This window comes from Candidatus Planktophila sp. (assembly GCF_040402275.1).
GTDB lineage: Bacteria > Actinomycetota > Actinomycetes > Nanopelagicales > Nanopelagicaceae > Planktophila.
On record NZ_JBBAMW010000016.1, the window covers coordinates 1 to 22,743 of the forward strand.

23 protein-coding genes, 1 tRNA gene and 1 riboswitch are annotated in these 22,743 nt (G+C 45.5%); of the genes, 14 read left to right on the forward strand and 10 right to left on the reverse strand.

Annotation, left to right across the window (positions count from 1 at the left end; all coding sequences use genetic code 11):
* Positions 1 to 823 (reverse strand): ornithine carbamoyltransferase (gene argF / locus AC9UEY_RS04405; RefSeq protein ID WP_509538300.1); only part of this gene is annotated, 823 nt, incomplete at its 3' end.
* A gap of 53 nt (positions 824 to 876) precedes the next feature.
* Between argF and AC9UEY_RS04410 the strand changes: the two genes are divergently transcribed.
* From AC9UEY_RS04410 to AC9UEY_RS04445, 8 genes are read left to right on the forward strand one after another with little or no spacing between them, the layout of a single operon-like run.
* On the forward strand, positions 877 to 1,146 hold the full coding sequence (locus tag AC9UEY_RS04410; RefSeq protein WP_509538303.1) for a DUF3039 domain-containing protein: 270 nt from the start codon (positions 877 to 879) through the stop codon (positions 1,144 to 1,146).
* 2 nt (positions 1,147 to 1,148) lie between these two features.
* On the forward strand, positions 1,149 to 2,990 hold the full coding sequence (locus tag AC9UEY_RS04415) for a glycosyl hydrolase family 18 protein (RefSeq protein WP_509538305.1): 1,842 nt from the start codon (positions 1,149 to 1,151) through the stop codon (positions 2,988 to 2,990).
* A 2-nt stretch (positions 2,991 to 2,992) separates the two neighbouring features.
* Complete coding sequence (gene clpS / locus AC9UEY_RS04420; RefSeq protein ID WP_509538307.1) at positions 2,993 to 3,289, forward strand: ATP-dependent Clp protease adapter ClpS; 297 nt, start codon at positions 2,993 to 2,995, stop codon at positions 3,287 to 3,289.
* On the forward strand, positions 3,286 to 3,849 hold the full coding sequence (locus tag AC9UEY_RS04425; protein ID WP_509538309.1) for a DUF2017 domain-containing protein: 564 nt from the start codon (positions 3,286 to 3,288) through the stop codon (positions 3,847 to 3,849). Before clpS ends, AC9UEY_RS04425 begins: the two co-directional genes overlap by 4 nt.
* A gap of 27 nt (positions 3,850 to 3,876) precedes the next feature.
* Complete coding sequence (gene murI, locus AC9UEY_RS04430) at positions 3,877 to 4,674, forward strand: glutamate racemase (RefSeq protein ID WP_509538312.1); 798 nt, start codon at positions 3,877 to 3,879, stop codon at positions 4,672 to 4,674.
* Entirely contained in the window at positions 4,675 to 5,400 is a 726-nt protein-coding gene (gene rph / locus AC9UEY_RS04435; protein ID WP_509538315.1) for a ribonuclease PH, read from the forward strand. It abuts the gene before it with no gap.
* Complete coding sequence (gene rdgB / locus AC9UEY_RS04440; RefSeq protein WP_509538318.1) at positions 5,400 to 6,017, forward strand: RdgB/HAM1 family non-canonical purine NTP pyrophosphatase; 618 nt, start codon at positions 5,400 to 5,402, stop codon at positions 6,015 to 6,017. The genes rph and rdgB overlap by 1 nt, the downstream gene beginning before the upstream one ends.
* 56 nt (positions 6,018 to 6,073) lie before the next feature.
* Complete coding sequence (locus AC9UEY_RS04445) at positions 6,074 to 6,916, forward strand: hypothetical protein (protein WP_509538321.1); 843 nt, start codon at positions 6,074 to 6,076, stop codon at positions 6,914 to 6,916.
* Between the two features lie 71 nt (positions 6,917 to 6,987).
* On the opposite strand, the gene AC9UEY_RS04450 is transcribed toward AC9UEY_RS04445, so the two are convergent.
* The 3 genes from AC9UEY_RS04450 to trhA are packed head-to-tail and all read right to left on the reverse strand — an operon-like array spanning position 6,988 to position 10,312.
* Positions 6,988 to 8,736: an acyltransferase family protein gene (locus AC9UEY_RS04450; RefSeq protein WP_509538324.1), complete on the reverse strand. Its 1,749-nt coding sequence runs from the start codon at positions 8,734 to 8,736 to the stop codon at positions 6,988 to 6,990.
* A gap of 50 nt (positions 8,737 to 8,786) precedes the next feature.
* Positions 8,787 to 9,608 (reverse strand): ATP synthase subunit B family protein, encoded by an 822-nt coding sequence (locus tag AC9UEY_RS04455; RefSeq protein ID WP_509538326.1) that lies wholly within the window; start codon positions 9,606 to 9,608, stop codon positions 8,787 to 8,789.
* Positions 9,609 to 9,667: 59 nt separating this feature from the next.
* Positions 9,668 to 10,312, reverse strand: a complete 645-nt coding sequence (gene trhA, locus AC9UEY_RS04460; RefSeq protein ID WP_509538329.1) for a PAQR family membrane homeostasis protein TrhA — start codon at positions 10,310 to 10,312, stop codon at positions 9,668 to 9,670.
* 71 nt (positions 10,313 to 10,383) lie between these two features.
* Here trhA and AC9UEY_RS04465 point away from each other — a divergent pair, with 71 nt between their 5' ends.
* The 3 genes from AC9UEY_RS04465 to AC9UEY_RS04475 all read left to right on the forward strand — a co-directional run bounded on the left by AC9UEY_RS04465 (position 10,384) and on the right by AC9UEY_RS04475 (position 13,410).
* Complete coding sequence (locus tag AC9UEY_RS04465; RefSeq protein WP_509538331.1) at positions 10,384 to 12,033, forward strand: DUF885 domain-containing protein; 1,650 nt, start codon at positions 10,384 to 10,386, stop codon at positions 12,031 to 12,033.
* Between the two features lie 253 nt (positions 12,034 to 12,286).
* The gene (locus AC9UEY_RS04470) at positions 12,287 to 13,042 is read left to right on the forward strand and encodes a bacteriorhodopsin-like (RefSeq protein ID WP_509538334.1); all 756 of its coding nucleotides are present in this window, start codon (positions 12,287 to 12,289) and stop codon (positions 13,040 to 13,042) included.
* Between the two features lie 86 nt (positions 13,043 to 13,128).
* Complete coding sequence (locus tag AC9UEY_RS04475; RefSeq protein WP_509538336.1) at positions 13,129 to 13,410, forward strand: hypothetical protein; 282 nt, start codon at positions 13,129 to 13,131, stop codon at positions 13,408 to 13,410.
* 84 nt (positions 13,411 to 13,494) lie between these two features.
* Here AC9UEY_RS04475 and AC9UEY_RS04480 read toward each other — a convergent pair whose 3' ends face one another.
* From AC9UEY_RS04480 to AC9UEY_RS04490, 3 genes are all read right to left on the reverse strand, one after another.
* Entirely contained in the window at positions 13,495 to 14,805 is a 1,311-nt protein-coding gene (locus AC9UEY_RS04480; RefSeq protein WP_509538339.1) for a bifunctional o-acetylhomoserine/o-acetylserine sulfhydrylase, read from the reverse strand.
* A gap of 68 nt (positions 14,806 to 14,873) precedes the next feature.
* Positions 14,874 to 14,978: riboswitch (SAM riboswitch) on the reverse strand.
* Between the two features lie 60 nt (positions 14,979 to 15,038).
* Complete coding sequence (locus AC9UEY_RS04485; protein WP_509538342.1) at positions 15,039 to 15,374, reverse strand: helix-hairpin-helix domain-containing protein; 336 nt, start codon at positions 15,372 to 15,374, stop codon at positions 15,039 to 15,041.
* Positions 15,375 to 15,406: 32 nt separating this feature from the next.
* Positions 15,407 to 15,487 (reverse strand) — tRNA-Leu (locus AC9UEY_RS04490).
* Positions 15,488 to 15,592: 105 nt separating this feature from the next.
* Here AC9UEY_RS04490 and xylA point away from each other — a divergent pair.
* Positions 15,593 to 16,747 carry a xylose isomerase gene (gene xylA / locus AC9UEY_RS04495; protein WP_509538345.1) on the forward strand — a complete coding sequence of 385 codons (1,155 nt, stop codon included), beginning with the start codon at positions 15,593 to 15,595 and terminating at the stop codon, positions 16,745 to 16,747.
* A 42-nt stretch (positions 16,748 to 16,789) separates the two neighbouring features.
* On the opposite strand, the gene AC9UEY_RS04500 is transcribed toward xylA, so the two are convergent.
* The 3 genes from AC9UEY_RS04500 to AC9UEY_RS04510 all read right to left on the reverse strand — a co-directional run bounded on the left by AC9UEY_RS04500 (position 16,790) and on the right by AC9UEY_RS04510 (position 19,992).
* Positions 16,790 to 18,013 (reverse strand): sugar ABC transporter permease, encoded by a 1,224-nt coding sequence (locus AC9UEY_RS04500; RefSeq protein ID WP_509538348.1) that lies wholly within the window; start codon positions 18,011 to 18,013, stop codon positions 16,790 to 16,792.
* The gene (locus tag AC9UEY_RS04505) at positions 18,010 to 18,756 is read right to left on the reverse strand and encodes an ATP-binding cassette domain-containing protein (protein WP_509538351.1); all 747 of its coding nucleotides are present in this window, start codon (positions 18,754 to 18,756) and stop codon (positions 18,010 to 18,012) included. The genes AC9UEY_RS04500 and AC9UEY_RS04505 overlap by 4 nt, the downstream gene beginning before the upstream one ends.
* Before the next feature lie 159 nt (positions 18,757 to 18,915).
* A complete protein-coding gene (locus AC9UEY_RS04510; RefSeq protein ID WP_509538353.1) occupies positions 18,916 to 19,992 on the reverse strand; it encodes a sugar ABC transporter substrate-binding protein in 1,077 nt (358 codons plus the stop codon).
* 185 nt (positions 19,993 to 20,177) lie between these two features.
* On the opposite strand from AC9UEY_RS04510, the gene argS reads away from it, so the two are divergent.
* Both argS and AC9UEY_RS04520 read left to right on the forward strand, forming a co-directional pair.
* On the forward strand, positions 20,178 to 21,842 hold the full coding sequence (argS, locus tag AC9UEY_RS04515; protein WP_509538356.1) for an arginine--tRNA ligase: 1,665 nt from the start codon (positions 20,178 to 20,180) through the stop codon (positions 21,840 to 21,842).
* Between the two features lie 3 nt (positions 21,843 to 21,845).
* Positions 21,846 to 22,743, forward strand: an 898-nt coding sequence (locus AC9UEY_RS04520) for a diaminopimelate decarboxylase family protein (RefSeq protein WP_509538359.1), incomplete at its 3' end; no start/stop codon positions are given.

Sequence of the window (22,743 nt, forward strand, 5' to 3'; positions counted from 1 at the left end):
CAACTTCTTCACCGCGGTGGGCGGGTAAACAATGCATGAACACTGAGTCCTTACTTGTCAGTTTCATAAGGTTTTCTGTTACAGCAAACGGCGAGAGTGCGGGCACCTTTTCTGCACGGTCTGCTTCTGAATCACCCATCGACATCCATACATCGGTATAGAGCACAGATGCATCTTTGGCCGCTAATTCTGGATCATGTGTTACTTCAACTTCTCCACCATTATGAGATGCAATATTTTTTGCTACTGCAACAACAACTGGATCTGGTGCCCACTTACCACTAGGGGTCGCCGCTACAACATGTGCTCCCATAATTGCACCCATTAGTAACCAGGCATGAGACATATTGTTTCCATCGCCAAGGTATACAAACTTGCGACCGGTGATGTCTGCTCCGAATTTTTCTCGGATTGTTAACCAGTCAGCAAGTAACTGTGTTGGGTGATCATTATCTGTAAGTGCATTAATGACAGGAATTGATGCATTAGCGCCAAGTTCATCAACATCAGCTTGTGCAAATGTGCGAATGATTAATGCACTGCAGTAGCCGCTAATTATTTTTGCAGTATCTGCAATAGTTTCACCGCGCCCCAATTGCAATTCATCGCCGCGAATAAAGATTGGTGTTCCACCGAGGTGAGCAACAGCTGTTTCAGATGACAAGCGAGTACGTGTTGAAGGCTTAGTCATGTAAATAGCAACGGACTTATTTGCCAGTGCGGTGCTTGACCGCAGTGGATTCTCAGCAAATTCAGCGGCTGTCGATAGCAATAATTCGACATCGGCTCGGCTCAAGTGCTCGGTACGTAGTAAGTCCTTCATTTGTGAATTCTACCCGTACTTTTGAGGTGCTCAAAGGTATTCTTATCCACCTAATGGGCCTCTTTAAGAAAATCGGAACAGACGGTGACGCCGATCTGCTGATCAGACCATCCGAAGAACTACTCGAAGATGATGGTGGGCATGATCGTTTTGCTCATTATGTGAAGAAAGAGAAGATCACTGAATCAGCCGTCACTGGAAAAGCAGTAAAAGCTCTGTGCGGGAAGAAATGGACCCCTTCTCGGGATCCTGAAAAGTATCCAATTTGTCCAACCTGCAAAGAGATTTACGCAGGATTGAAACAAGCACCTGAAGATAAATAAGAATGAAGCGCAGGTTTGGCTTCGCACTTTCGATTCTTTTACTCTTCACCACTTTTGCACAACCCACACAAGCAGCCGACAAAGAACCGCGAAAGATTTTGTCTGGATGGATTCCTTATTACTCTGTCAAGACTGTTCTGCCATTGGTGCGCAAGCTTCCTACAGCTGCCCCCACTATTGCAGGACAAGCACCTGTTTGCGATGCATCTCAGTATGGCCCAGCCGAAAATCAAGCAATCGAAAGTTCATACCTTTTTACAAACAAGGATTTAATGAAAGAGGTAATGCCCTTTTGGTTTAGCTTAAAAAGCCCAACAGTAATTCGTGATGATTATGTTTCTGGTAATCCTTCGTGGCCAATGGCAGACACTGTGTGTTTAATGCGGCGTGCTGGATTAAAAATTATCCCAACAATGACAGATGGCACAGCCAAACTTGTTCTTTCTGAATACCTATCAAATGCCGCCACCCGAACAACGATTGTAAATACAATCGTAGATTTAGTAGTCAAGAATAACTTTGACGGAATTGATCTGGATTATGAAGGTTTTGCTTTTGTTGATGGAAACACTACCTGGAGCAAGACCGCACCTCGATGGGTCGCTTTGGTCAAAGAATTGAGCGTTGCGCTCCATGCAAAAAACAAATTGTTATCCGTATCAACTCCTTATTTGTATGATCCGAAAGAAAAGCAAAAAGGTTATTTTGTATATGCATGGGCAGATATTGCAAGCAGTATCGATCGTTTAAGAATCATGACGTATGACTATTCAGTGGCAAAGCCTGGCCCTATGGGTCCTTTGTCATGGACAGAAAAGACTATTCAATATGCAATTAGCGTCATGCCAGCATCCAAGGTTTATATGGGCTTGCCTGGTTATGGTCGGGATTGGATTACATCTGTTAATGGAAAATGTCCAACATCGGCACCCCCTGGATTAATCGGTGGAGCAAAAGCTGCAACATTCAAAATGAATTATGCAGATGCAAAGGCTGCAATTGATGGTGCAGTTCCAATATTTAATGAGCAGTACAGCGAAGCCACCTATAGCTATACACAGAGCTACAACGGATTATCTCCAACTGGGGCATCAACAGCCTGCACAGTCAATCGAACTGTTTGGTATCAAAATGCTCGAAGCTTCGCTGCACGAATGGCTTTGGTTGCAAAGTATCGTCTTGGTGGCGCTGCAATGTGGACTCTGGGTATGGAAGACGCAGCGGCAACAAATGAGATTCGTAGCGCCGCACTTGCCATTGCACCCGATCCTGTAATCAACACAATGACATTAGAAAACATCAATCAGGGCACGATCTATTACGGGAATTTGTTCACTGTTAAAGGTTTAATCACCTTGAAGGACAAAACACCGATAACTGGTGTAACTGTTGCTCTTGAAATTAAGCGTCCTGGTGAATCTGTGTGGACAAAGATTACAGACCTAGTGACCGCACTCGATGGCACTGTTACAACACCAATGACCTTGGGAACAGATGCTTCGATTCGCCTAACAACTATTGGAACGTGGGAGCGAGCAGAATCAGTAAGTGCTGAAGAAAAGATTGCTGTAAAGAGTCTTATTCAAATTGATCGCCCAGTATCTGCATCAAAGGGATCTGTAATTACGATTAAGGCACAGCTACTACCTAAATTAGTTGGCAAATCTGCGAATTTACAGAAAAACATTAGTGGAAAGTGGCAAAATGTTGGTATGGCTTCTACTTCAGATGCCAATGGTTTATTCACATTTACTGCGTCAGAACCAAAGCGAGGAGTCGTCACAATGCGTGTTCAAGTCGTCGGCGACATCGCCTCTGCCATATTTGCGATTGTGATTCGATAAACATGCCGAAAATAAAGGATAAGATCGAAGAAGAGTTGCAAGCGATCTTTAGTGCCGATGTTCCATGGATAACTATTGTTTGGGATGACCCAGTTAATCTAATGACTTATGTGACATATGTATTAATGGAATTATTTGGATACAGCAAAGAAAAAGCACACGAGTTAATGATGAAGGTTCATACCGAAGGCAAAGCGGTTGTTTCATCGGGAAGTCGCGAAGAGATGGAACATGATGTTGCTCGTTTACACGAATATGGGTTGTGGGCAACATTGCAGCGCGGTGATCAAGCGACATGAAAGAGAATGAGCACGGTTTTTTCCGTCATGGCGATAATGCCTACCTAGCAAAATTCTCTGAATCCGAACGTGAAGTCTTAGTCAATTTAGTTGAGCAGATAATTGAGCTGTTAGCAGAGCGTGTGGATCATCATAATGATGACCCTTTGGCTGCAATGGTTGGTATCACTATGCATGACACACCGCCCGATGATGAAGTGCTACTGCGCTTATTGCCTAATGCATATGCCGATCAAGTTGATGCCTCCGAATTTCGTAGATATACCGAATCAACATTGCGACAAAAGAAACAGGCGTACGCAATGGCGATGCGTATGCATCTCAAGAGTGCAGTTGATGGAATCGTTGAAGTTGATCATGATGGTGCAAATGCATGGCTTGGTGCGATGAATGATGTACGCCTTGCATTAGGTGTTCGATTAAAGGTTGAAGAAAACACGCATCAAGAATTGGAATTATTGGCCCCTGATGACCCAATGCGTGGGGTTTATGCGGTGTATAGCTGGCTTGGCTGGCTGCAAGAAAGTTTAATTTCCGCGCTCATGGATGAATCTGAATAGAGCATTGACTCGAGGTAGGCTAGGCCTGTGAGTGATGCCCCAATAGGAATATTTGATTCAGGTGTAGGCGGTCTCACCGTTGCACGTGCAATCTTGGATCAACTTCCTAATGAATCCACTCTTTACATTGGTGACACAGCACGTGGTCCCTATGGCCCGCGCTCATTAGCTGAAGTCCGTGAATTTGCACTTGAAACAATGGATTTCCTTGTTGAGCAAGGTGTTAAAGCAATAGTCATTGCATGTAATACGGCATCAGCTGCAATGCTGCGTGATGCACGTGAACGCTATTCAATTCCGGTTATTGAAGTTATCCAACCTGCTGTGCGAAGAGCAGTTGCAGCAACAAGATCAGGAAGTATTGGTGTCATCGGAACGCGCGCAACTATTGACTCAAAGGCTTACGTAGATGCATTTGCAGCAGCCCCACAACTAAAGATCACTTCGATTGCTTGCCCATTGTTTGTTGAATATGTTGAACGTGGCGAGACTTCGGGTGCTGAAATTACCAAGGTTGCTCGCGAATACTTAGCATCAGTAATGGATGCAAAGGTTGACACGTTGGTTTTAGGCTGCACGCACTATCCTTTATTAACCGGTGTTATTTCCTACGTTATGGGTGAAGGCGTAACCTTGGTTTCAAGTGCTGAAGAAACAGCAAAAGATTTGTACCGAACATTAGTTGAAAATGGCTTGTTACGCTCACAGTCATCGGCCCCAGCAACACATAGATTCTTAGCAACCGGTGATGCAAAGGCATTTGAAACCTTGGCTCGACGTTTTCTAGGTCCCGAGGTCACACAAGTCGAGCACAAGGAGCTATAAATGGCACGCAATGATGGGCGCACAGTAAATGATCTGCGGGAAATTAAATTTACTCGAGGTTGGTTAGATCATGCCGAAGGTTCAGTATTAGTTGAATTCGGCAAAACTCGTGTTTTATGTGTTGCATCATTTACACCAGGTGTTCCACGTTGGTTAAAAGACACTGGCAATGGATGGGTTACATCAGAGTATGCAATGTTGCCTCGTGCAACTCACACACGTTCAGATCGTGAAAGTGTTAAAGGGAAGCTCGGTGGTCGCACACAAGAGATTTCTCGCTTAGTTGGTCGTTCTTTGCGGGCAGTAGTAAATATGAAAGAACTCGGCGAAAACACAATCGTTATTGACTGTGATGTATTACAAGCAGATGGCGGAACACGTACTGCAGCGATTACAGGTGCATACGTTGCACTAGCAGATGCAATCTCTTGGGCAAAGGCGCAAGGACACATCAAGGCAGATGCAAAACCACTCAATGATTCTGTTGCAGCGGTAAGTGTTGGAATTATTGACGGTGTTCCAATGCTAGATCTTTGCTATGAAGAAGATGTCCGTGCAGGAACAGATATGAATGTTGTTGTTGCCGGTGATGGAAGATTCATTGAAGTACAAGGAACAGCTGAAGGTGAACCCTTCGATCGCGCATTATTAAATCAACTACTTGATTTGGCAGTTGCTGGATGTGCAACACTTAACCAGATGCAGAAAGATGTACTTGCGAAGTAATGTCTCACAAACTTGTTTTAGCAACACGTAATCAAGGAAAGATCACTGAGTTTCGACGGATTCTGGATGCTTTAGCCCCAGGTGCCATAGAACTTATTGGTGTGGATCAATTCCCGGATTTGTTAGATGTTGAAGAGACAGGATCAACATTTGAAGAGAACTCTTTACTCAAGGCTCGCTATACGAGCCAAGCAACTGGGTTGCCGGCGATTGCTGATGATTCAGGATTATGTGTTGATGCACTAAAAGGTGATCCAGGGATTTTTTCTGCCAGGTGGGCAGGTGAACATGGAAATGACCGAGCAAATCTAGAAAAGGTTTTAGATCAGCTCAAAGATGTTGCAGACGAACAGCGCACTGCGCACTTCATGTGTGTGGCATCGCTAGTACTTCCGGACGGTCGCCAACAGGTTGCCGAAGGTCGATTCGATGGAGTGATTCTGCGTGCCCCAGTTGGCGAGAATGGATTTGGCTACGACCCGATATTTCAGCCCGCGGGTTTGTCCATTTCTTCTGCGCAAATGAGCGCGGAGGAAAAGGATTTACTGAGCCACCGCGGAAAATCACTACGCGCATTAGCACCTCATGTCATCCATTTGCTTGCGAGCCTGGGGTAACCTTTACCTATCACAGCGCGTTAATTGCGTGCTTATAGCAATCCAAGGAGTTCGAAGTGGCCGTTAAGAAGACCGCAAAGAAGGCAGCAAAAAAGTCTCCTGCAAAGAAGACAGCTGCAAAGAAGTCGCCAGCTAAGAAAGCTGTAGCGAAAAAGAAGACAGCTAAGAAAGCTGTTGCCAAGAGAGCAGTCGCAAAGAAGACAGCAAAGAAGTCTTCAGCAAAGAAAACTGCAACCAAGCGTGTGGTAAAGAAGACAGCAAAGAAAGCTGTCGCCAAAAAAGTTGTTAAGAAGACCGCGAAGAAGGCTCCAGCAAAGCGCGTTGTTAAAAAAGCAACGACAACTCGTGTTACATCTGCGCCAGCAGCGATTAGTGCACCAGCAAAATCAGTTGCACCTATTGCAGCCAAGCCAGTTGCTGCGCCTAAGGCATCCACTTCAAACCGCACAGCATGGATTGTTGTAATCGGAATTGTGGCATTAGTTGCAATTGTTTGGTCTCAGTCATCTGGAACAAGTGATGATGCAGCGACTCCGACGCCATCAATGTCAGAGTCTGCAGAGCCAAGTGCCGAACCATCTGCAACAGAGTCAACAGGCGTGGCTGTTACAGCGGTAGAAGCACCAACAAAGTTTGTTGCTCTAAACAGTGCAGAGGGATTGAAGCTTCGCTGGATTGCACCAACAGCAGTTGATGGTTTAGCTGGATATAACGTTGAGATCCGTGCAAACGGAGCAGGCGAGTGGACAGTAATTGCAACTGTTCCAGCAGATCAACTAACTCAGAATGTAACAAAGGCAAGTGATTCAGGATGGACTCAGTTCCGCGTTTCATCTGTGTACTCAGATGGACAGACTGCATCAGCTACAGCTTTTGGAATTCCAGGGGAGTTCAAGTAAATCTAAATTAGATTAAATAAAATCCCTCACCGATTGGTGGGGGATTTTGTTTTGCTCACTTGTTGAAGTATTTAGAGCTGCGCAGTTATTGCATCCACATAAGCGCGCACACCTGCAGGGACAAGGTGAACACCATCTGGCCCAAAGTACTCTGAGTGGCCTTGAGAAATTGTTGCCCAATCAACTAAGTAGGCACCGTAAATAGTGGCGTACTGTGCAATAAGTGCATTGTTGTCATCTCGCCAAGCCCGCGGAACAGCGGTATTTACAACAACAATTCGAGGCTGATCTTTAATCACCTCAAAAATGGCTGCAACTTGTTCTTCAGTGAGCTTGTTGTTATTACCCAAATTCAAAACAATAGTTGCCATACTCATGTTTGCTTTGTCATTGGTAATCACTTCAAGTAGCTCGGTTGCTTGTCGCCCTACTCTTGCATTAATCAATCCAATGGGTTGGCGACTATCTAATTCAAAACGGATTCCCAGAATTACTGAGTCACCTGTGACCCATAATCCAGGATCATTAACGTCAGAGGGTACTGAAGGAGATGTTGTAGGTGTTTGCAACTGCTCCTTTAACTGCGCTAGTTGTTTATCACCTTTAGCGATTGCACTTGTAGCAACCGTTGCGGTTGAACCAATGATCGCAAGGATAATTAGCAAAACACCAGCTCTTTGGCGCAATTGCACGCGCTTTGTGCGGTATTTCATTCCCTTAAACCAATAATCAATCAATCCAGTACGAACAGGCAGTTCAACTAATCGTAATGAAATATCAGCCAAGGCGAAGACGATCAATAGACGCAATGAATACAAAGCCCATTGAGAACCTTCAAGATCATAATCGGGGCGAGTAACTTGGAAAACTACCCAGTGCCAGAGATAAATTGCGTATGAACGCTCGCCGATCCAAACAAATGGCTTGCTACTTAAGATAGGTGCAAAGCGCGATGCAGGGTGAACAATCGAAGTGATGATTGCACATCCGAATAATCCGGCTAGCGGGAATGCCAACTTATACAAAGTTGGATCGTTTTCATCAATAAACAAGAATGCTGCGATGATTCCAAGAAATCCAACTATTCCAATTCCGTCGATAAAATCTTGAGCCTTACGAGTTACTGTTTCTTGAAGGTTTTGTGGGATCCAGCTGACCGCTAATGCTGCACCAAGAAATAAACCAATACTGTGAGTATCTGTTCCAAAGTAAACGTGACTTACCTTTGAAGTACTTGCTGCATCTATTTGCAACGAGACGACTAGCAAAGCGATACCCGAAAAGGCGGCAATTAAAAGTGCTGCACCAGGGATCTTGTTTTTGCCAAAGTAACGAAGAACCAATAACAAAATCAGAGGCCACACCAGATAGAACTGGGCTTCTACACCTAAAGACCAGGTGTGTTGCAGCAGTGGCGGGCGTCCAATTGCTTCAAAGTAATCAGTTTGGCGAAAGACTAACCACCAATTCATTCCACCAAACAGTGCGAATGGAGCGTCACCCAAAAATCGCCGCATCGTGTCTGGTGCCCAAAAGCCAACAAATATTGTGGTTGTGATGATCATGAATACAAGTGGTGGCAATAATCGGCGGATACGCGCCATATAGAAAGCCCTAAGATCCAAACCTCCACTGCGCTGAATTGAGTCCAGTAACAAACGGGTGATTACGTAGCCAGAGATTACAAAAAAGAGGTCAACACCCAAGAAACCACCAGGAATCCACTTGAATCCAAGGTGATACAACATCACAGCTATGACCGCGACAGCACGCAAGCCATCAATTGCAGGTATGTATCGGATACCTCGTTCAGTGGCCATGATTGATTAACTCCTACGAAGTAACGCTGTTTTAAATAGCGAAGAGCTATCTAGCGCTTTGCAGATTTCTTTGCAGCACTCTTCTTTGCCGGAGCTTTCTTAGCTGCCTTCTTTGCTGTCTTCTTAGGTGCTGCTAATGCAGGACGTGTGCGTTGGCTGGCAACTTTAAGAGGTCCTGGATTAATCAAGGTGTCATCTGCGTTTAAGTTATCTAGAACGCTTTTTTGTAGATCTTCTAATCTTTGGAAGGCACCATCTAGGCGATTTCGAGATTGCTGAATTGCAGACTCTGCAGCATCTAGTGATTGCTTTTGAATTCTGTATAAACGCTCTGCTTCAGAGATAACACCTGAGAGCCACTGACGATAACCAGTGACTTCTGTAGTTGCTTCAGAAACTATCCGCTCACCTTCGCGGCGGGCAGCTGTGGCAAGAGCGGAAATTTCACGCTTCTTACTTTCGATAAGTGCTTCAGCTTCAGACTCAGCTTGTGCAATTTTATCTTCTGCTTCAGATTCTGCGGCCTGGATATATTTGCGTCCACGAGTCTCGGCACCTGAAAGTATTGTGCGAGCCTTAGCATCGGCTGCTTCCAACTCTTCCTTGGTTGCGCGTGCAGTTTCTGACACCAAACGTGTGGCTGCAACTTGCGCCTTACTCTCACGAGCTTGCGCAGACTTGATCATCGACATCGCAGTTTCAGTTGCGAGAATTTCAAACTCTTCTTTAGTTAAGCCGGTTATGTCACGGCGAGATTTCAAATCTGCAAGCTGTGCTTCCAGTTCGCGAATACGATCAACAGATGAAGGCAGACTAGTGCTCTCTTCTTCAGTAAAGCCCACCCAATTAAGGAAGTTCTTCTTCTGCGCCATCCTGCACCTCGCTGCTCAATAAAACCGTATGGAGAGATGGCCTAGGTTAGAGCAATGACCTATTTACTGTAAATCGCCACTGAGATCGCTATGTACTGACTAATCCACGCGGCCAGCACGAAGATATGGAAGAGCTCGTGGAAGCCGAAGTACTTTGCCTCACGTCCGGGACGCTTAAGGGCGTAAAAGATGGCACCGACTGAGTAGAACAGACCGCCTATTGCGATTGGAAGTAGCACCCATAAACCACCCGCGCGATAGAGGGCGGGAGTATAAAAAACAGCAACCCAGCCCAAGGCCAAATAGTTGGCTACGTATAGCCAACGAGGTGCACTGAGCCAGAAAACTCGAAGAGCAACGCCTAATGCTGCGCCGATCCACACAACAGATAACAGAATTGTTCGATCGCGTCCTTCAAGTAATGCAACGGCAAATGGGGTGTAAGAACCAGCAATTAACAAATTGATATTTGCATGATCCCAACGGCGCAAAATCTTTTTCTTTTCTGGCACCCATGGGACGCGATGATAAATAGCAGAAACACTAAATAACATAATTGCCGTAATGGAGTAAATGGCAACTGCGAACTTAAGTGAAGATTTACTCAATATAAATAAAATCAGTGAAGCGATGATGACCGCCGGAGTTGCCCCAAGGTGAAACCAACCACGTAGCTTTGGTGGAGCGACTGGGCTCTGACTCATACTGGCAAGACTAGGGTACTTTCGCATAATTAACCGTGGACAAAGGCCTACACCACTGCCAAACTTCACCCATGACACATAGATCACCCATATTTGAAATCAGCGATGTTTACATTGATCAAAGAGCAGCCCTTAGTCCAATGAGTTGTACCAGACTTGGCAATGGGCTTAACCAGGACAAACTTGATGACTTTTCAATTGCAGCAGCCGAGGTAAGTGCAAACTTAACTCGCGAAACTTTGAAAAAGCTTTCTGCAATGCAACCAATTGATGAAATTGATCTTATTGCTAAGGCTGTAATGACTGAGCGTCTTGAGTCAGGGCTTGCTTTGCATGACAGTCAAGAAGGATATGTATTGTGGAATGTTTTGACATCACCACCGTCAAATGTGCGGTCTGTCTTTGAACTTATGCCCAAGAAGAGCCCGCAGGATTTTGACAATATTGCAAAGCGTTTAGCGGCAGTAGATGCTGCTTATAGCTCTTGGTGCGAAACAATCATGACGGTTGCTAAGTCAGGCAAAACCACTGCCCAGCGTCAAGTTAAGGGTGTTATTGAGCAGTTAGATAGTTATGCCAAGGGTGGATACAGCGCAATGTGTAAAAACTTTGATGCCGATGGAAAGTATCCAGCAATGCATGAAGCAGCAAAGCTTGCTGAAGCGGCTTCGGCAAAGGCGGCTACATTCTTGCGTCAAACTTACATGCCGATTGCCACACCTAATGATGCTGTTGGTGCAGAACGTTATGCGGTGTGGGCGCGCTTCTTCACTGGTGCTCAGTTAGATCTTCCAGCAACATACGAGTGGGGTAAGAAAGAGTTGAAGGCAATCAACGATCGCATGTGGGAGCTTGCAAAGGTCATTAACCCATCTGCAAAAACACTTCGCGAAGTTGCTGACACACTTGATAATGATTCTAAGTACAAGGTTATTGGCCCAGAAAACGTCGTTAAGTATTTACAGGATTTCACCGATAAAGCAATGAAGCGCATGAATGGTGAGTTCTTTGAAATTGATCCACGCATCGCAATTTGTGAAGCTCGACTTGCACCAGCAGGCAGTGCATCTGCTCCGTATTACAACCCACCATCAGAGGATCTTTCGCGTCCAGGTACAACGTGGATTCCAATGTTGGGTAAGAATGAAGTGAGCAACTGGCACCTAGTTTCTACGTGGTATCACGAAGCGGTTCCGGGTCACCACCTACAAGTTGGAACAGCAACTGTTGAGAAGGATCGGCTAACTCGTTTCCAGCGTACATCTGCCTGGATAAGCGGTTACGGCGAAGGGTGGGCGTTGTATGCAGAGCGCTTCATGAATGAACTTGGTGCTTTTGATGAGCCAGGTATTGAAATGGGTTATCTCTCTGCACAAGCCTTACGCGCAGCACGCATCGTTGTAGATATCGGCATGCACCTTGGATACAAGGATGAGAATGGTGTTGTCTGGAACGCTGAAAGCTCACGTAAGTTGCTCAATGAGCAGGCACTGCTAGACGAGGATCATTCACGCAGTGAAACTGATCGCTACCTTGGATGGCCAGGACAAGCTATTTCCTACAAGGTTGGCGAGCGCGTCTGGATGAATGCCCGTGAAGATGCCAAGGCGCGCCTAGGGTCCGACTTCAATATGAAGAAGTTCCACAGCTATGCCTTAAAGCTTGGCCCAATGGGCCTTGACCCATTTGCGGCAGAAATGAAGATGTGGCAAGGCCAGTAAGTTACTAGTTGGCAGGTTTTGAGGTGGGGCAGTTTCCGGTGAGTTCATCGAAAGCTGCCCCATTTTCACGCTTATTTCCAGAAAATAAAAGAAAAAAACTCAAGAATTTCCCACTAAGAGGGTGCAAAACAGTCGCGTTTGGTTCACAATGGGAAATGTCGGAGGTCAAAGGGGTTCCTCGAGGATTCCTTATGGCCGATGAATTCAGAGGCCAAGTGGCCTCTCCACATGATCCTCATGGAGGCATATTTCAATGCAACTAGACAGCAACCAATGGAACCTGGTCTATAACGTATTCTCGTTAGGACTCGTTTCAATGCTCGCTTGCACCATTTACACACTCGTTTCACAACAGCGTGTATTGGCGAAGTACCGTAACGCCCTAGTTATGTCATCGATGGTTACATTCATCGCTGGTTACCACTACCTACGTATTTTTGATTCATTCAAGCATGCTTCAGAAGGTGGAAAAGTACTACTAGACGGTTCACAGAACGCATTCAACGAGGCATACCGCTATGTTGACTGGCTTCTAACTGTTCCTCTACTACTAGTAGAAGTTATTGCAGTTCTAGCACTAGCTAAGGAAGTTTCACGCTCACTAATCACACGCCTTGTTCCAGCATCTGCTGCAATGATCGCTCTTGGTTACCCAGGTGAAATTTCAACAGTCCAGAACACACAGGTTCTATACGGTGTTCTTTCAACAATTCCATTCATCTACATCCTTTACGTTCTATTCGTAGAGCTAGGTAAGTCACTCGAGCGCCAGCCTGAAGGAGTTGCAGCAACCGTTGGTCGCCTGCGCCTACTTCTAATCGCGACATGGGGCGTATACCCAATTGCTTACATCTTCAACATCGTTGGTGACGCATCATCATCATCATTCGTAACAGTTCAGGTTGGTTACACAGTTGCAGATATCTTGGCAAAGTGTGTATTCGGTCTAACAATCTTGAAGATTGCACGTATGAAGTCAATGGCAGAAGGAATGAAGGAAGATCACTAATCTTTTGATTAGTTATTAGCACAATATTCCTAAGAATAGGAGTGTCGCGAAAGCGGCGCTCCTATTCTGCTTTCTAGACTAAGCACATGAATAAATCAGCCTCACCCAATAATCAAGACAATAAGTTGTGGATCAATAATTACCGAATGGGTGGCTACCTGCTCTTTGCATGTGGACTGATTAATCTTCGATACCAATGGGGAGAGTCAGATATTGTTTCCCGAAGCGCAATCATTTTTGCACCGGGCGCATTAATCATTGGAGCCACATTTATTCCGGCAGCGCTCAAGATATTGGCTCGCCGGGAGATTAAAGCATTGCTAGCTATTTCAGGTGTTGCATTGATTGCATTTGCTTTTAGCAATTAATCTGAAATTTTCAGTTGTAATAGAAAAAAGCCCCGATGGTCGACCATCGGGGCTTTTTTCTAATTGTTACTGTTCAGTGATGTCTTACTTTGCTGCAGCAAATCCGATCTCTAGGTCAGCTTTAATATCATCGATATTTTCTAGGCCAAGGCTTAAGCGAATCAAACCTGGCGTAACTCCCGCAGCCAACTGCTCATCGGCTGAGAGCTGTGAGTGAGTTGTTGTGGCAGGTTGAATAACAAGTGATCGAACATCGCCGATGTTTGCTACGTGACTAAATAGCTTGAGTGCTTCGACAAACTTTGTCCCAGCTTCTATTCCACCTTTGAGTTCAAAGGAAAGAACCGCGCCTGGACCCTTTGGTGCATATTGCTGTGCCAACTTATTCCAAGGTGATGATGCCAAGGCCGCGTAATTGACCTTTGAAACACTTGGATGTGCTTCAAGCCATGTTGCTATTGCCTTGGCGTTTTCAACGTGACGCTCGATACGTAGCGACAGAGTTTCTAGGCCCTGAGCAAGTAGCCATGCATTAAATGGAGCAACGGCTGCTCCTATATCGCGAAGCAATTGCAAGCGAATCTTGAAGATATATGAAAGGTTTGCACCAAATGCCGAGCCCACTCCGAGTGCTTGTGCGTACACAATTCCGTTATAGCTAGGGTCTGGCTCATTAAAGCCCTTAAACTTTTCTGGGTATTGCGCAAAATCAAATTTACCTGAATCAACGATAGCGCCAACAACAGCGTTACCGTGGCCGGACAGGAACTTGGTCGCTGAGTGAATAACTACATCTGCACCAAAATCAATTGGCTTGATCAAATATGGAGTTGCTACGGTGTTATCAACGATTAATGGAACACCTACTTCATGAGCAATATCTGCGATTGTCCTAATGTCCAAGATTTCATTACTTGGATTAGCAATTGTCTCACCAAAAAAAGCCTTTGTGTTTGGCTTAACCGCTTTGCGCCAGCTTTTGGCATCACTTGGATCATCAACAAATGTAACCTCAATGCCAAACTTTGGAAGTGTGTAATGGAATAAGTTATATGTTCCACCGTAAAGACTTGGACTCGAAACAATATGGTCGCCAGCTTCTGCAACGTTTAGAATTGCAAAAGTTGTTGCAGCTGAACCAGAAGCAACAAGCAGCGCTGCAACTCCACCTTCAAGAGCGGCAATACGTTGTTCGACCGCATCCTGGGTTGGATTCATGATGCGGGTATAGATATTACCGAGCTCGGCCAATGAAAATAGATCGGCAGCGTGCTTTGTATCGCGGAATTGGTATGCGGTTGTTTGATACAACGGCAATGCACGCGCACCAGTTGTTGGATCGGGTGTTTGACCTGCATGAATCTGCAGGGTTTCAAAGGACCAGTTGTTAGACATTATTTTCTCTCTCCATCGCAGTAGGTGTCATTTATCTGCAAACGAAGTAGTAAATTACAAAGTAATTAATACCGCGCTTGTCAGTTTCCTGACCAGTTCGTCACCCGGAGCACCCCACCGCGTTGGAGGGTTGCCGTCTACTAAGCCGGGGCTAGTACGTAGAACTCGTGAACAGGGCAAACTTAATCACATTGATAACCAAATGAAAAGTTGCGAATAATTCGCAGGTGCCTCTATTTGCGGAAAGCTAAATCCGCTTTTTTCATTTCAGCAACTAAAACCCTTACGGCATTTGGGCCCATGCCATGAAGCTCCTTGACCGCTGCAAGTGAGACCTTGCGCAGGTCAGCCAATTCAAATAAGCCATCATCAATTAAAGCTCGTCGGGCAGGTGCAGCAAGGCCGATTTCACGCCAAGCACCGTCTAGGGATTCATATCGATCCAGATCTTCAGTTCCATTGGTAACAACGCTGTGAGATTGCTGTTTCTTTTCTTCGCGGCGGGCAACAGCAGCGCGCTTTATTTCAGCGGCTTCCATTTTGATTTTGGCTGCAGATTTCTTTGCCATGTGTGAACTGTAACTTCTTACCTATAGATGTGTGCGGGAGGCGGGACTTGAACCCGCACGTCCGAAGACACAGGTTCCTAAGACCTGCGTGTCTGCCATTTCACCACTCCCGCAAATCCATACCAAAGCGTTACCGCTTCCGTATGGATAGGGGTCAAGATTAGAGGTAAGTTACCAATGTTCCAAAACGGCGAATACGTATAGAAAGGCTTTAAGCCATGTCATTGACCCCAACACCTGCAGATAAGTTCACATTTGGCCTCTGGACAGTGGGCTGGCAGGCGCGCGACCCCTTTGGAGATGCAACTCGTGATCCTTTGGATCCTGTCCGCACAGTCAATGAGTTAGCTGCTCGGGGAGCTCATGGTGTGACTTTCCACGATGATGATCTGATCCCATTTGGAAGTGATGACTCTGCTCGCCGTGGTCATATCGATCGTTTCAAAAAAGCTCTTGCTGAAACTGGCATGAAGGTACCAATGGCAACTACAAACCTGTTTACACATCCAGTTTTCAAAGATGGTGCCTTTACATCAAATGATAAAGACATTCGCCGCTATTCGATTCGCAAAGTTATGACAAATATTGAGTTGGCCGTAGAACTTGGAGCGACAACATATGTGTGTTGGGGCGGCCGCGAAGGTGCTGAATCAGATGGCGCAAAAGATGCCTACGTAGCACTAGATCGCTTCCGTGAAGCTTTTAATACCTTGGGTGAATTCGTAACCGACAATGGATATGACATTAAATTTGCAATTGAACCAAAGCCAAATGAACCACGCGGCGATATTTTCTTACCAACAATTGGTCACGCACTTGCATTTATTAACTCATTAGATCGACCAGAACTTGTTGGCCTAAACCCTGAAGTTGGTCACGAGCAAATGGCGGGACTTAACTTTGTTCATGGAATCGCGCAAGCGTTGTGGCACAAGAAGTTATTCCACATTGACCTGAACGGTCAGCACGGTCCAAAGTTTGATCAAGATTTAGTCTTTGGCCACGGAGATCTAAAGTCAGCATTCTTTTTGGTTGATTTGCTTGAGCGTTACAACTACACCGGCCCTAAGCACTTTGATTACAAGCCAGCACGTACTGAAAGTGACAAGGGTGTGTGGGAGTCCGCAACAGCGAACATGCGCACCTACCTTGCACTGAAAGAGCGTGCAGCTGCTTTCCGCGCGGATTCACGAGTCGTTGCAGCCATGAAGGAATCAAATATTCCTGGCCTCTCAGAGCCAACTCTTGCTGCAGGTGAAACATGGAAGGATCTTTCCAAGGATTCATTTGATGTGGAAGCAGCAGGCAAGCGTGGATATGGCTATGAAGCCATTGATCAGCTTGCGTTAGAGCACTTGATGGGCTTGAAGTAAGCGCAAACTAACTTGACGTACGCGCTGGCTTTCCGGTCGGAACTAGCTGGCTATGTTGCCGCGACGTGAAATCGCGTCAACGCTTGCTGATACCAACAGAACCGCACCTGTTACAAGGAATTGAATTCCTGCGCCGTAACCAAGCAAGCCCATACCGTTATCAATAACGGCTACAACTAATCCACCGAGGATTGCATCGCGCATCTTCCCTTTTCCACCAAACAAGGAAACGCCACCGATTACCGCTGCGCCAACAGCGTAAAGAAGTGTTGAGCTACCACCGGTCGATGGTGAGATTGAGTTCATACGCGAAGCAAATAGCATTCCTGCAATTGCTGCTAATGAAGAACACAAGATAAATGCGACTGTACGCACACGCTTTACATTTATACCTGCGCGTCGTGCAGCCTCGGCATTACCGCCTACGGCATATAAGTGGCGACCAAATGCGGTGCTACCTAGCAGGAATGTTCCAGCAACTAAGATCAACAAGATAATTGGAACAACAATAGGAATACCCCGAGTACTAATTATTGGAGGATTTCCACGTTCTTGATTAAGTGCGAAGACTGCGCCACCAGTAATCAATAAAAGCCCACCAGTTTTTAGAATCCAAAGGTTTAAGAGTTCAGCTTTTAATCCTGCACGGCGGCGAGAATTAATTCGGTTAAGTCCTAAGAGCACGTATACAGCGCTGGCTACACAGTAGAGAATCCAACCTTGAATTGGAGTTAAATTGCTATTTTCTACCGCCAGAATTACTTTGTTATCAATTGGGATAGTTCCGCCTTCACCTGCAAGTAAAAGCAGGATTCCCTGAAATGCTAAGAATGCAGACAAGGTAACAACAAAGGATGGAATACCAATTCGAGATACGAGCGTTCCCATGAGGAAGCCGAGTAGTGCACCTACTCCAACGCTGATCGCCAAAGCGGCATACCAAGGGAAATCATGGTTAGTAATAAGAAGAACTAGTACCGCGCCAGTAACACCTGATGCGTAACCAGCTGATAGATCGATTTCGCCCAGCAAAAGTACGAAAACCAAGCCCATGGCAATAACAATTACGGGGGCCGCTTGGGTTAGAAGGTTTGCAAAGTTTCGGTTGGTGAAGAAGTACTCAGACATAAATGTAAATATTGCGGCCAATGAGACAAGCCCCAAAACTGCAGGCAACGAGCCAATATCGCCGGCTTTGACCTTGCTCCAGTAGTTATGAGCAACAGTGCCAAGTGATTCTTTTTCTACGACTACATCGTTACTCACTTCGCACCTCCAGATTTACCTGTAGTTATTAATTCAATTACCTGATTGGTTGTTACATCCGTCTTCTTTACCTGTCCAGCCATTGTGCCCAAGTACAGAGCTGCAATGTTGTCGGCAACTTGGAAAATGTCATTTAGATTGTGGCTAATCAAAATTACAGCCAGTCCATTGTCAGCAAGACGACGCACAAGATTGAGAACTTGTTCGGTCTGAGCAACACCAAGTGCTGCAGTTGGTTCGTCCAAAATCACAACTTTGCTATTCCACAGTACTGCGCGAGCGATAGCAACTGTTTGGCGCTGTCCACCTGAAAGTGAAGAAACTTTTTGCCGAATCGACTTAACTGTTCGGACACTTAGTCCATCTAGAGTTTTGCGAGCTAGCGCTTCCATATTTGACTCATTAAGAATAAAACCTTTTTTAACTTCGCGACCTAAAAACATATTATGAACGATGTCTAGGTTGTCGCACAGTGCTAAATCTTGATACACAATTTCAATTCCGAGTGTAGTTGCATCTCGAGGACCGGCAACATCAACCTTTTGTCCCTCAAAGTGGAACTCGCCTTCTTCGGCTTGATAAATTCCAGCGATACATTTAATAAGTGTTGACTTGCCCGCACCGTTATCTCCCACAAGTGCTGTTACCTGTCCTGCGTATGCATCAAAGTCAACGTTCTTTAAAACATGGACTGGACCAAAGGACTTGTTAATTCCGCGAAGCGAAAGAATTGGCTCGCTCATAAAGTGTGCTCCCTTTGTGGATCTTGATACCTGTGTGGGCGTTACGGTGAAGGTCAGAGTATTCGGTTTTGCTCTTAAATAAAAACAGTTCCGGCCCGAGTTGCCCCGGACCGGAACTGCTTAATTATTCATCTGTAAATCAGACTGGTTTCTAACGAATTAGATACCGTTCTTCTTACAAACTGCTTCTGTTGCAATCTTGCAAACATCAGCGCGAGTTTGGAAACCATCAGCAATAACTACCTTTACGTTTGCCTTTGTGATTCCAACTGGTACTAGAAGAACTGATGGAACATCACGCTTTCCATCGTTTGTCTTTCCAGTTGCGTTTGTAACCTTAGTTCCCTTGATCAATGCGATCGCAAGAGCTGCAGCTCCGTTTGCTTCCTGCTTTACAGCCTTGTAAACAGTGTTTGAAAGGTCACCAGTAAGGATCGCTGCAAGTCCGTCTGCTGTTGCATCCTGACCTGATACGCATACCTTGCCGTTTAGCTTGTTCTTCTTTAGAACTGCTACTGCTGCAAGTCCAAGACCTTCGTTAGCTGATACAACTGCATCAAGCTTTCCGCCTGCCTTAGTTAGCTGCTGCTCGAAAATTACGCCACCCTTTGCGTTGTCCCAATCTGGAACAGCTTGGTCATCAACAAGTGTGTACGCCTTTGAGTTGATCAATGGGCGTAGAACTGAGTCATAACCCTGCTTGAACAATGTTGCGTTGTTATCTGTTGGTGAACCGTTTAGGTAAACGATTGAAGCCTTCTTCTTTCCAGCTGCATCAAGACATGCCTTGATTCCTTCGCCTTGGAGCTTGCCTACTGCTACGTTGTCGAATGAAACGTAGTATGAAGCTGAACCAGCAAGTGTTAGACGATCGTAATCGATTGTCTTAATGCCAGCCTTTGCAGCCTTTGCTTGGATAGCAGCTGTTGATGGTGAATCAAGTCCAGCCATGATCAAAACCTTTACGCCCTTTGCCATCATCTGATCAGCAATAGTTGCGAACTTAGCCTTGTCTCCGTTTGCGTTTTGAATATCTGCAGTAACCATTGCAGTCTTGAATGCTGCTGCAAGGAACTTACGGTCTGCTGTTTCCCAGCGAGCTGATGAAGCTGCATCTGGAAGAATTACGCCAACTTGTACTGACGCTGCTGATGCAGCTGAAACAGATACGAAGCCAGTTAGTGCAAGTACTGCAGCTGAAATTACAGCTACGACTGCGTTACGACGCTTTGTCATCTAATTAACGACCTTTCGGGGGTAAATCACCCAGAATGAAATTGTTTCCATTCCTTTGGTATGGGTGAGTAGTGAGGTAAAAATAGTCCTGCTCGGCCAAAAGGTCACTATCAAAAATGGAGTAAATGCCTGTTTTCACCTAACGATTTGATAACGCTCCTCGCCTCTCACGATAACCTTGCCTAATGTCCTCACATATTGAGATTTTGGAGCGCGAGATCAAGGCTGCTATCGGCCGATCTATCGACGCTGGGACCCTCAATGGCCAGACCCCTGACACCATCAAGCTAGAGCGACCAAAAGATCGTGATCATGGCGACTATGCAACATCGATTGCCCTGCAATTAGCTAAACCTGCAGGCAAAAATCCTCGCGAAGTTGCTCAAATAATTGCAGATCAATTAAACGGCGTTGCAGATATATCTAAGGTTGAAATTGCTGGACCTGGGTTTATCAACATCACCTTAAATCGTGCGAGCCAAGCAGCTCTAGTTCAAACAATTCTTGCAGCAAAGAGTGACTATGGAAAAGGAACTTCGCTTGCTGGAGTAAAAATCAATCTTGAATTTATTAGTGCTAATCCAACCGGACCTTTGCACTTAGGTCATACACGTTGGGCAGCAGTTGGTGATGCACTTGGTCGTGTACTTACTTCAGCCGGCGCTCAGGTAACTAGAGAGTTTTATATTAATGATCGCGGCAATCAGATGGATTTATTTGGTCAATCTGTAGAAGCGGTTGCACTTGGTAATGCAGTTCCAGAAAATGGTTATCAAGGTGAATATATTAAAGATTTAGCACAAGAAGTTGTTGCAGAAAATGCAGGAATCAAGAATCTTTCAGGCGATGAACGCTTTATTGCATTTCGTGAAGCCGCTTACACATTGCAGTTAAAAGATCAGCAACGAGTTTTAGATACCTTCAACACACATTTTGATGTTTGGTTTTCAGAGCGTTCATTGCACAATCAAGGCGCTGTCGAACACGGCATGGAAAAACTTCGCGCCCAAGGTCACGTCTTTGAAGTAGATGGCGCTGTGTGGCTACGCACAACAGACTTTGGTGATGACAAAGATCGAGTGATGACAAAAAGTGATGGGTCGCTTACCTACTTTGCGTCAGATACCGCCTATTACATTAATAAGCGCGAACGCGGCTTTGATATTTGTATTTACATGTTAGGTGCAGATCACCACGGATATATCGGTCGTTTGAAAGCAACAGCAGCATGTGCTGGCGATAACCCTGAGTACAACATTCATGTGCTTATCGGCCAGCTTGTAAAGATTATGGAAGGCGGCGAAGAAGTAAAGCTGTCTAAGCGCGCCGGAACAATTATTACTCTTGAAGAATTAGTCGAAAAAGTTGGCGTAGATGCGGCTCGTTACACGCTTATCCGCTACCCAGTAGATACACCGATGGTTATGGACATCGATGTTTTAAAGAGAAATACAAATGAGAATCCTGTCTATTATGTGCAGTACGCACATGCTCGGATTGCTGCAGTCTTGCGCAATGCCGAGGAACTTGGTGTCTCATTAGATCTGAAGGAGTTCGACCCTGCGCAGTTGGTGCATGATCGCGAAAATGAATTATTGGGCGCCTTGGCCGAATTTCCACGAGTAGTCGCAAGTGCGGCCGAATTCCGCGAACCGCACCGCATTGCCCGGTACCTTGAAGAAGTCGCTGGCACGTATCACGGCTTCTACAATGATTGCCGTGTCTTGCCAATGGGAGATGAGAAATTGTCTGCGCTGCATACTGCGCGTTTATTACTATGTACTGTAACAAAGCAGGTTGTACATAACGGTCTAGATCTTCTAGGCGTCAGCGCACCGGAAAGGATGTAACTCATGTGGTCTTCATCTGTTACAACTGGCGCTGAACTTTCTATTGCAGGATTATCTGCAAAGGTTCTTGCTAAAGAGTTTGGAACTCCAACATTTTTTATTGATGAAGCAGACTTTCGTGAACGCGCACTTGCGTGGGATAAAGCGCTCAAGGATGCATTTGGATCAGATGCTGGAACTGTTTATTACGCATCAAAGGCATTTATCTGCACTGAACTTGCTCGCTGGATCAAGGAAATTGGTATTGGTATCGATGTAAGCACAGCTGGAGAAATGGCAGTTGCACTCGCCGGGGGAATCGATCCAGGAAAGATTGAAGTACATGGAAACAACAAATCAATCGCTGAAATCGAAAAGGCGGTCAGTATCGGCGTCGAAACAATTGTCATTGACTCAATGTATGAAATTGATCGTGTAGCTGCGACTGCTACACAGTTAGGGAAAGTCCAGCGCGTTCATCTACGCCTGACTCCTGGAATTCAAGCCCACACCCATGAATCAATTTCGACAGCCCATGAAGATGTGAAGTTTGGTTTTTCAATTGCAAGTGGTGCTGCGTGGGAAGCAATTACTAAAGTCCATGCCTACTCTTCACTAGAGCTTCGTGGAATCCATGCACACATCGGTTCCCAGATTTTTGGATTTGAGTCATTTGAAATGCTGGCAGAGCGTTTTGTCACATTCCTTGCAAAATATCGTGATGAATTTAAAAAGGAATTACCTGAATTAGATCTTGGTGGGGGATACGGAATTGCCTATTTGGCTGGCGAAAAATCCGTTGATGCACATGAGGCGATGCAAGCACTTGCAAAGGCTGTTAAAAAGCATTGCACAGAATTTAATTTACAGATTCCAAGAGTTTCAATTGAACCAGGCCGGGCAATTGTGGGACCAACCATGT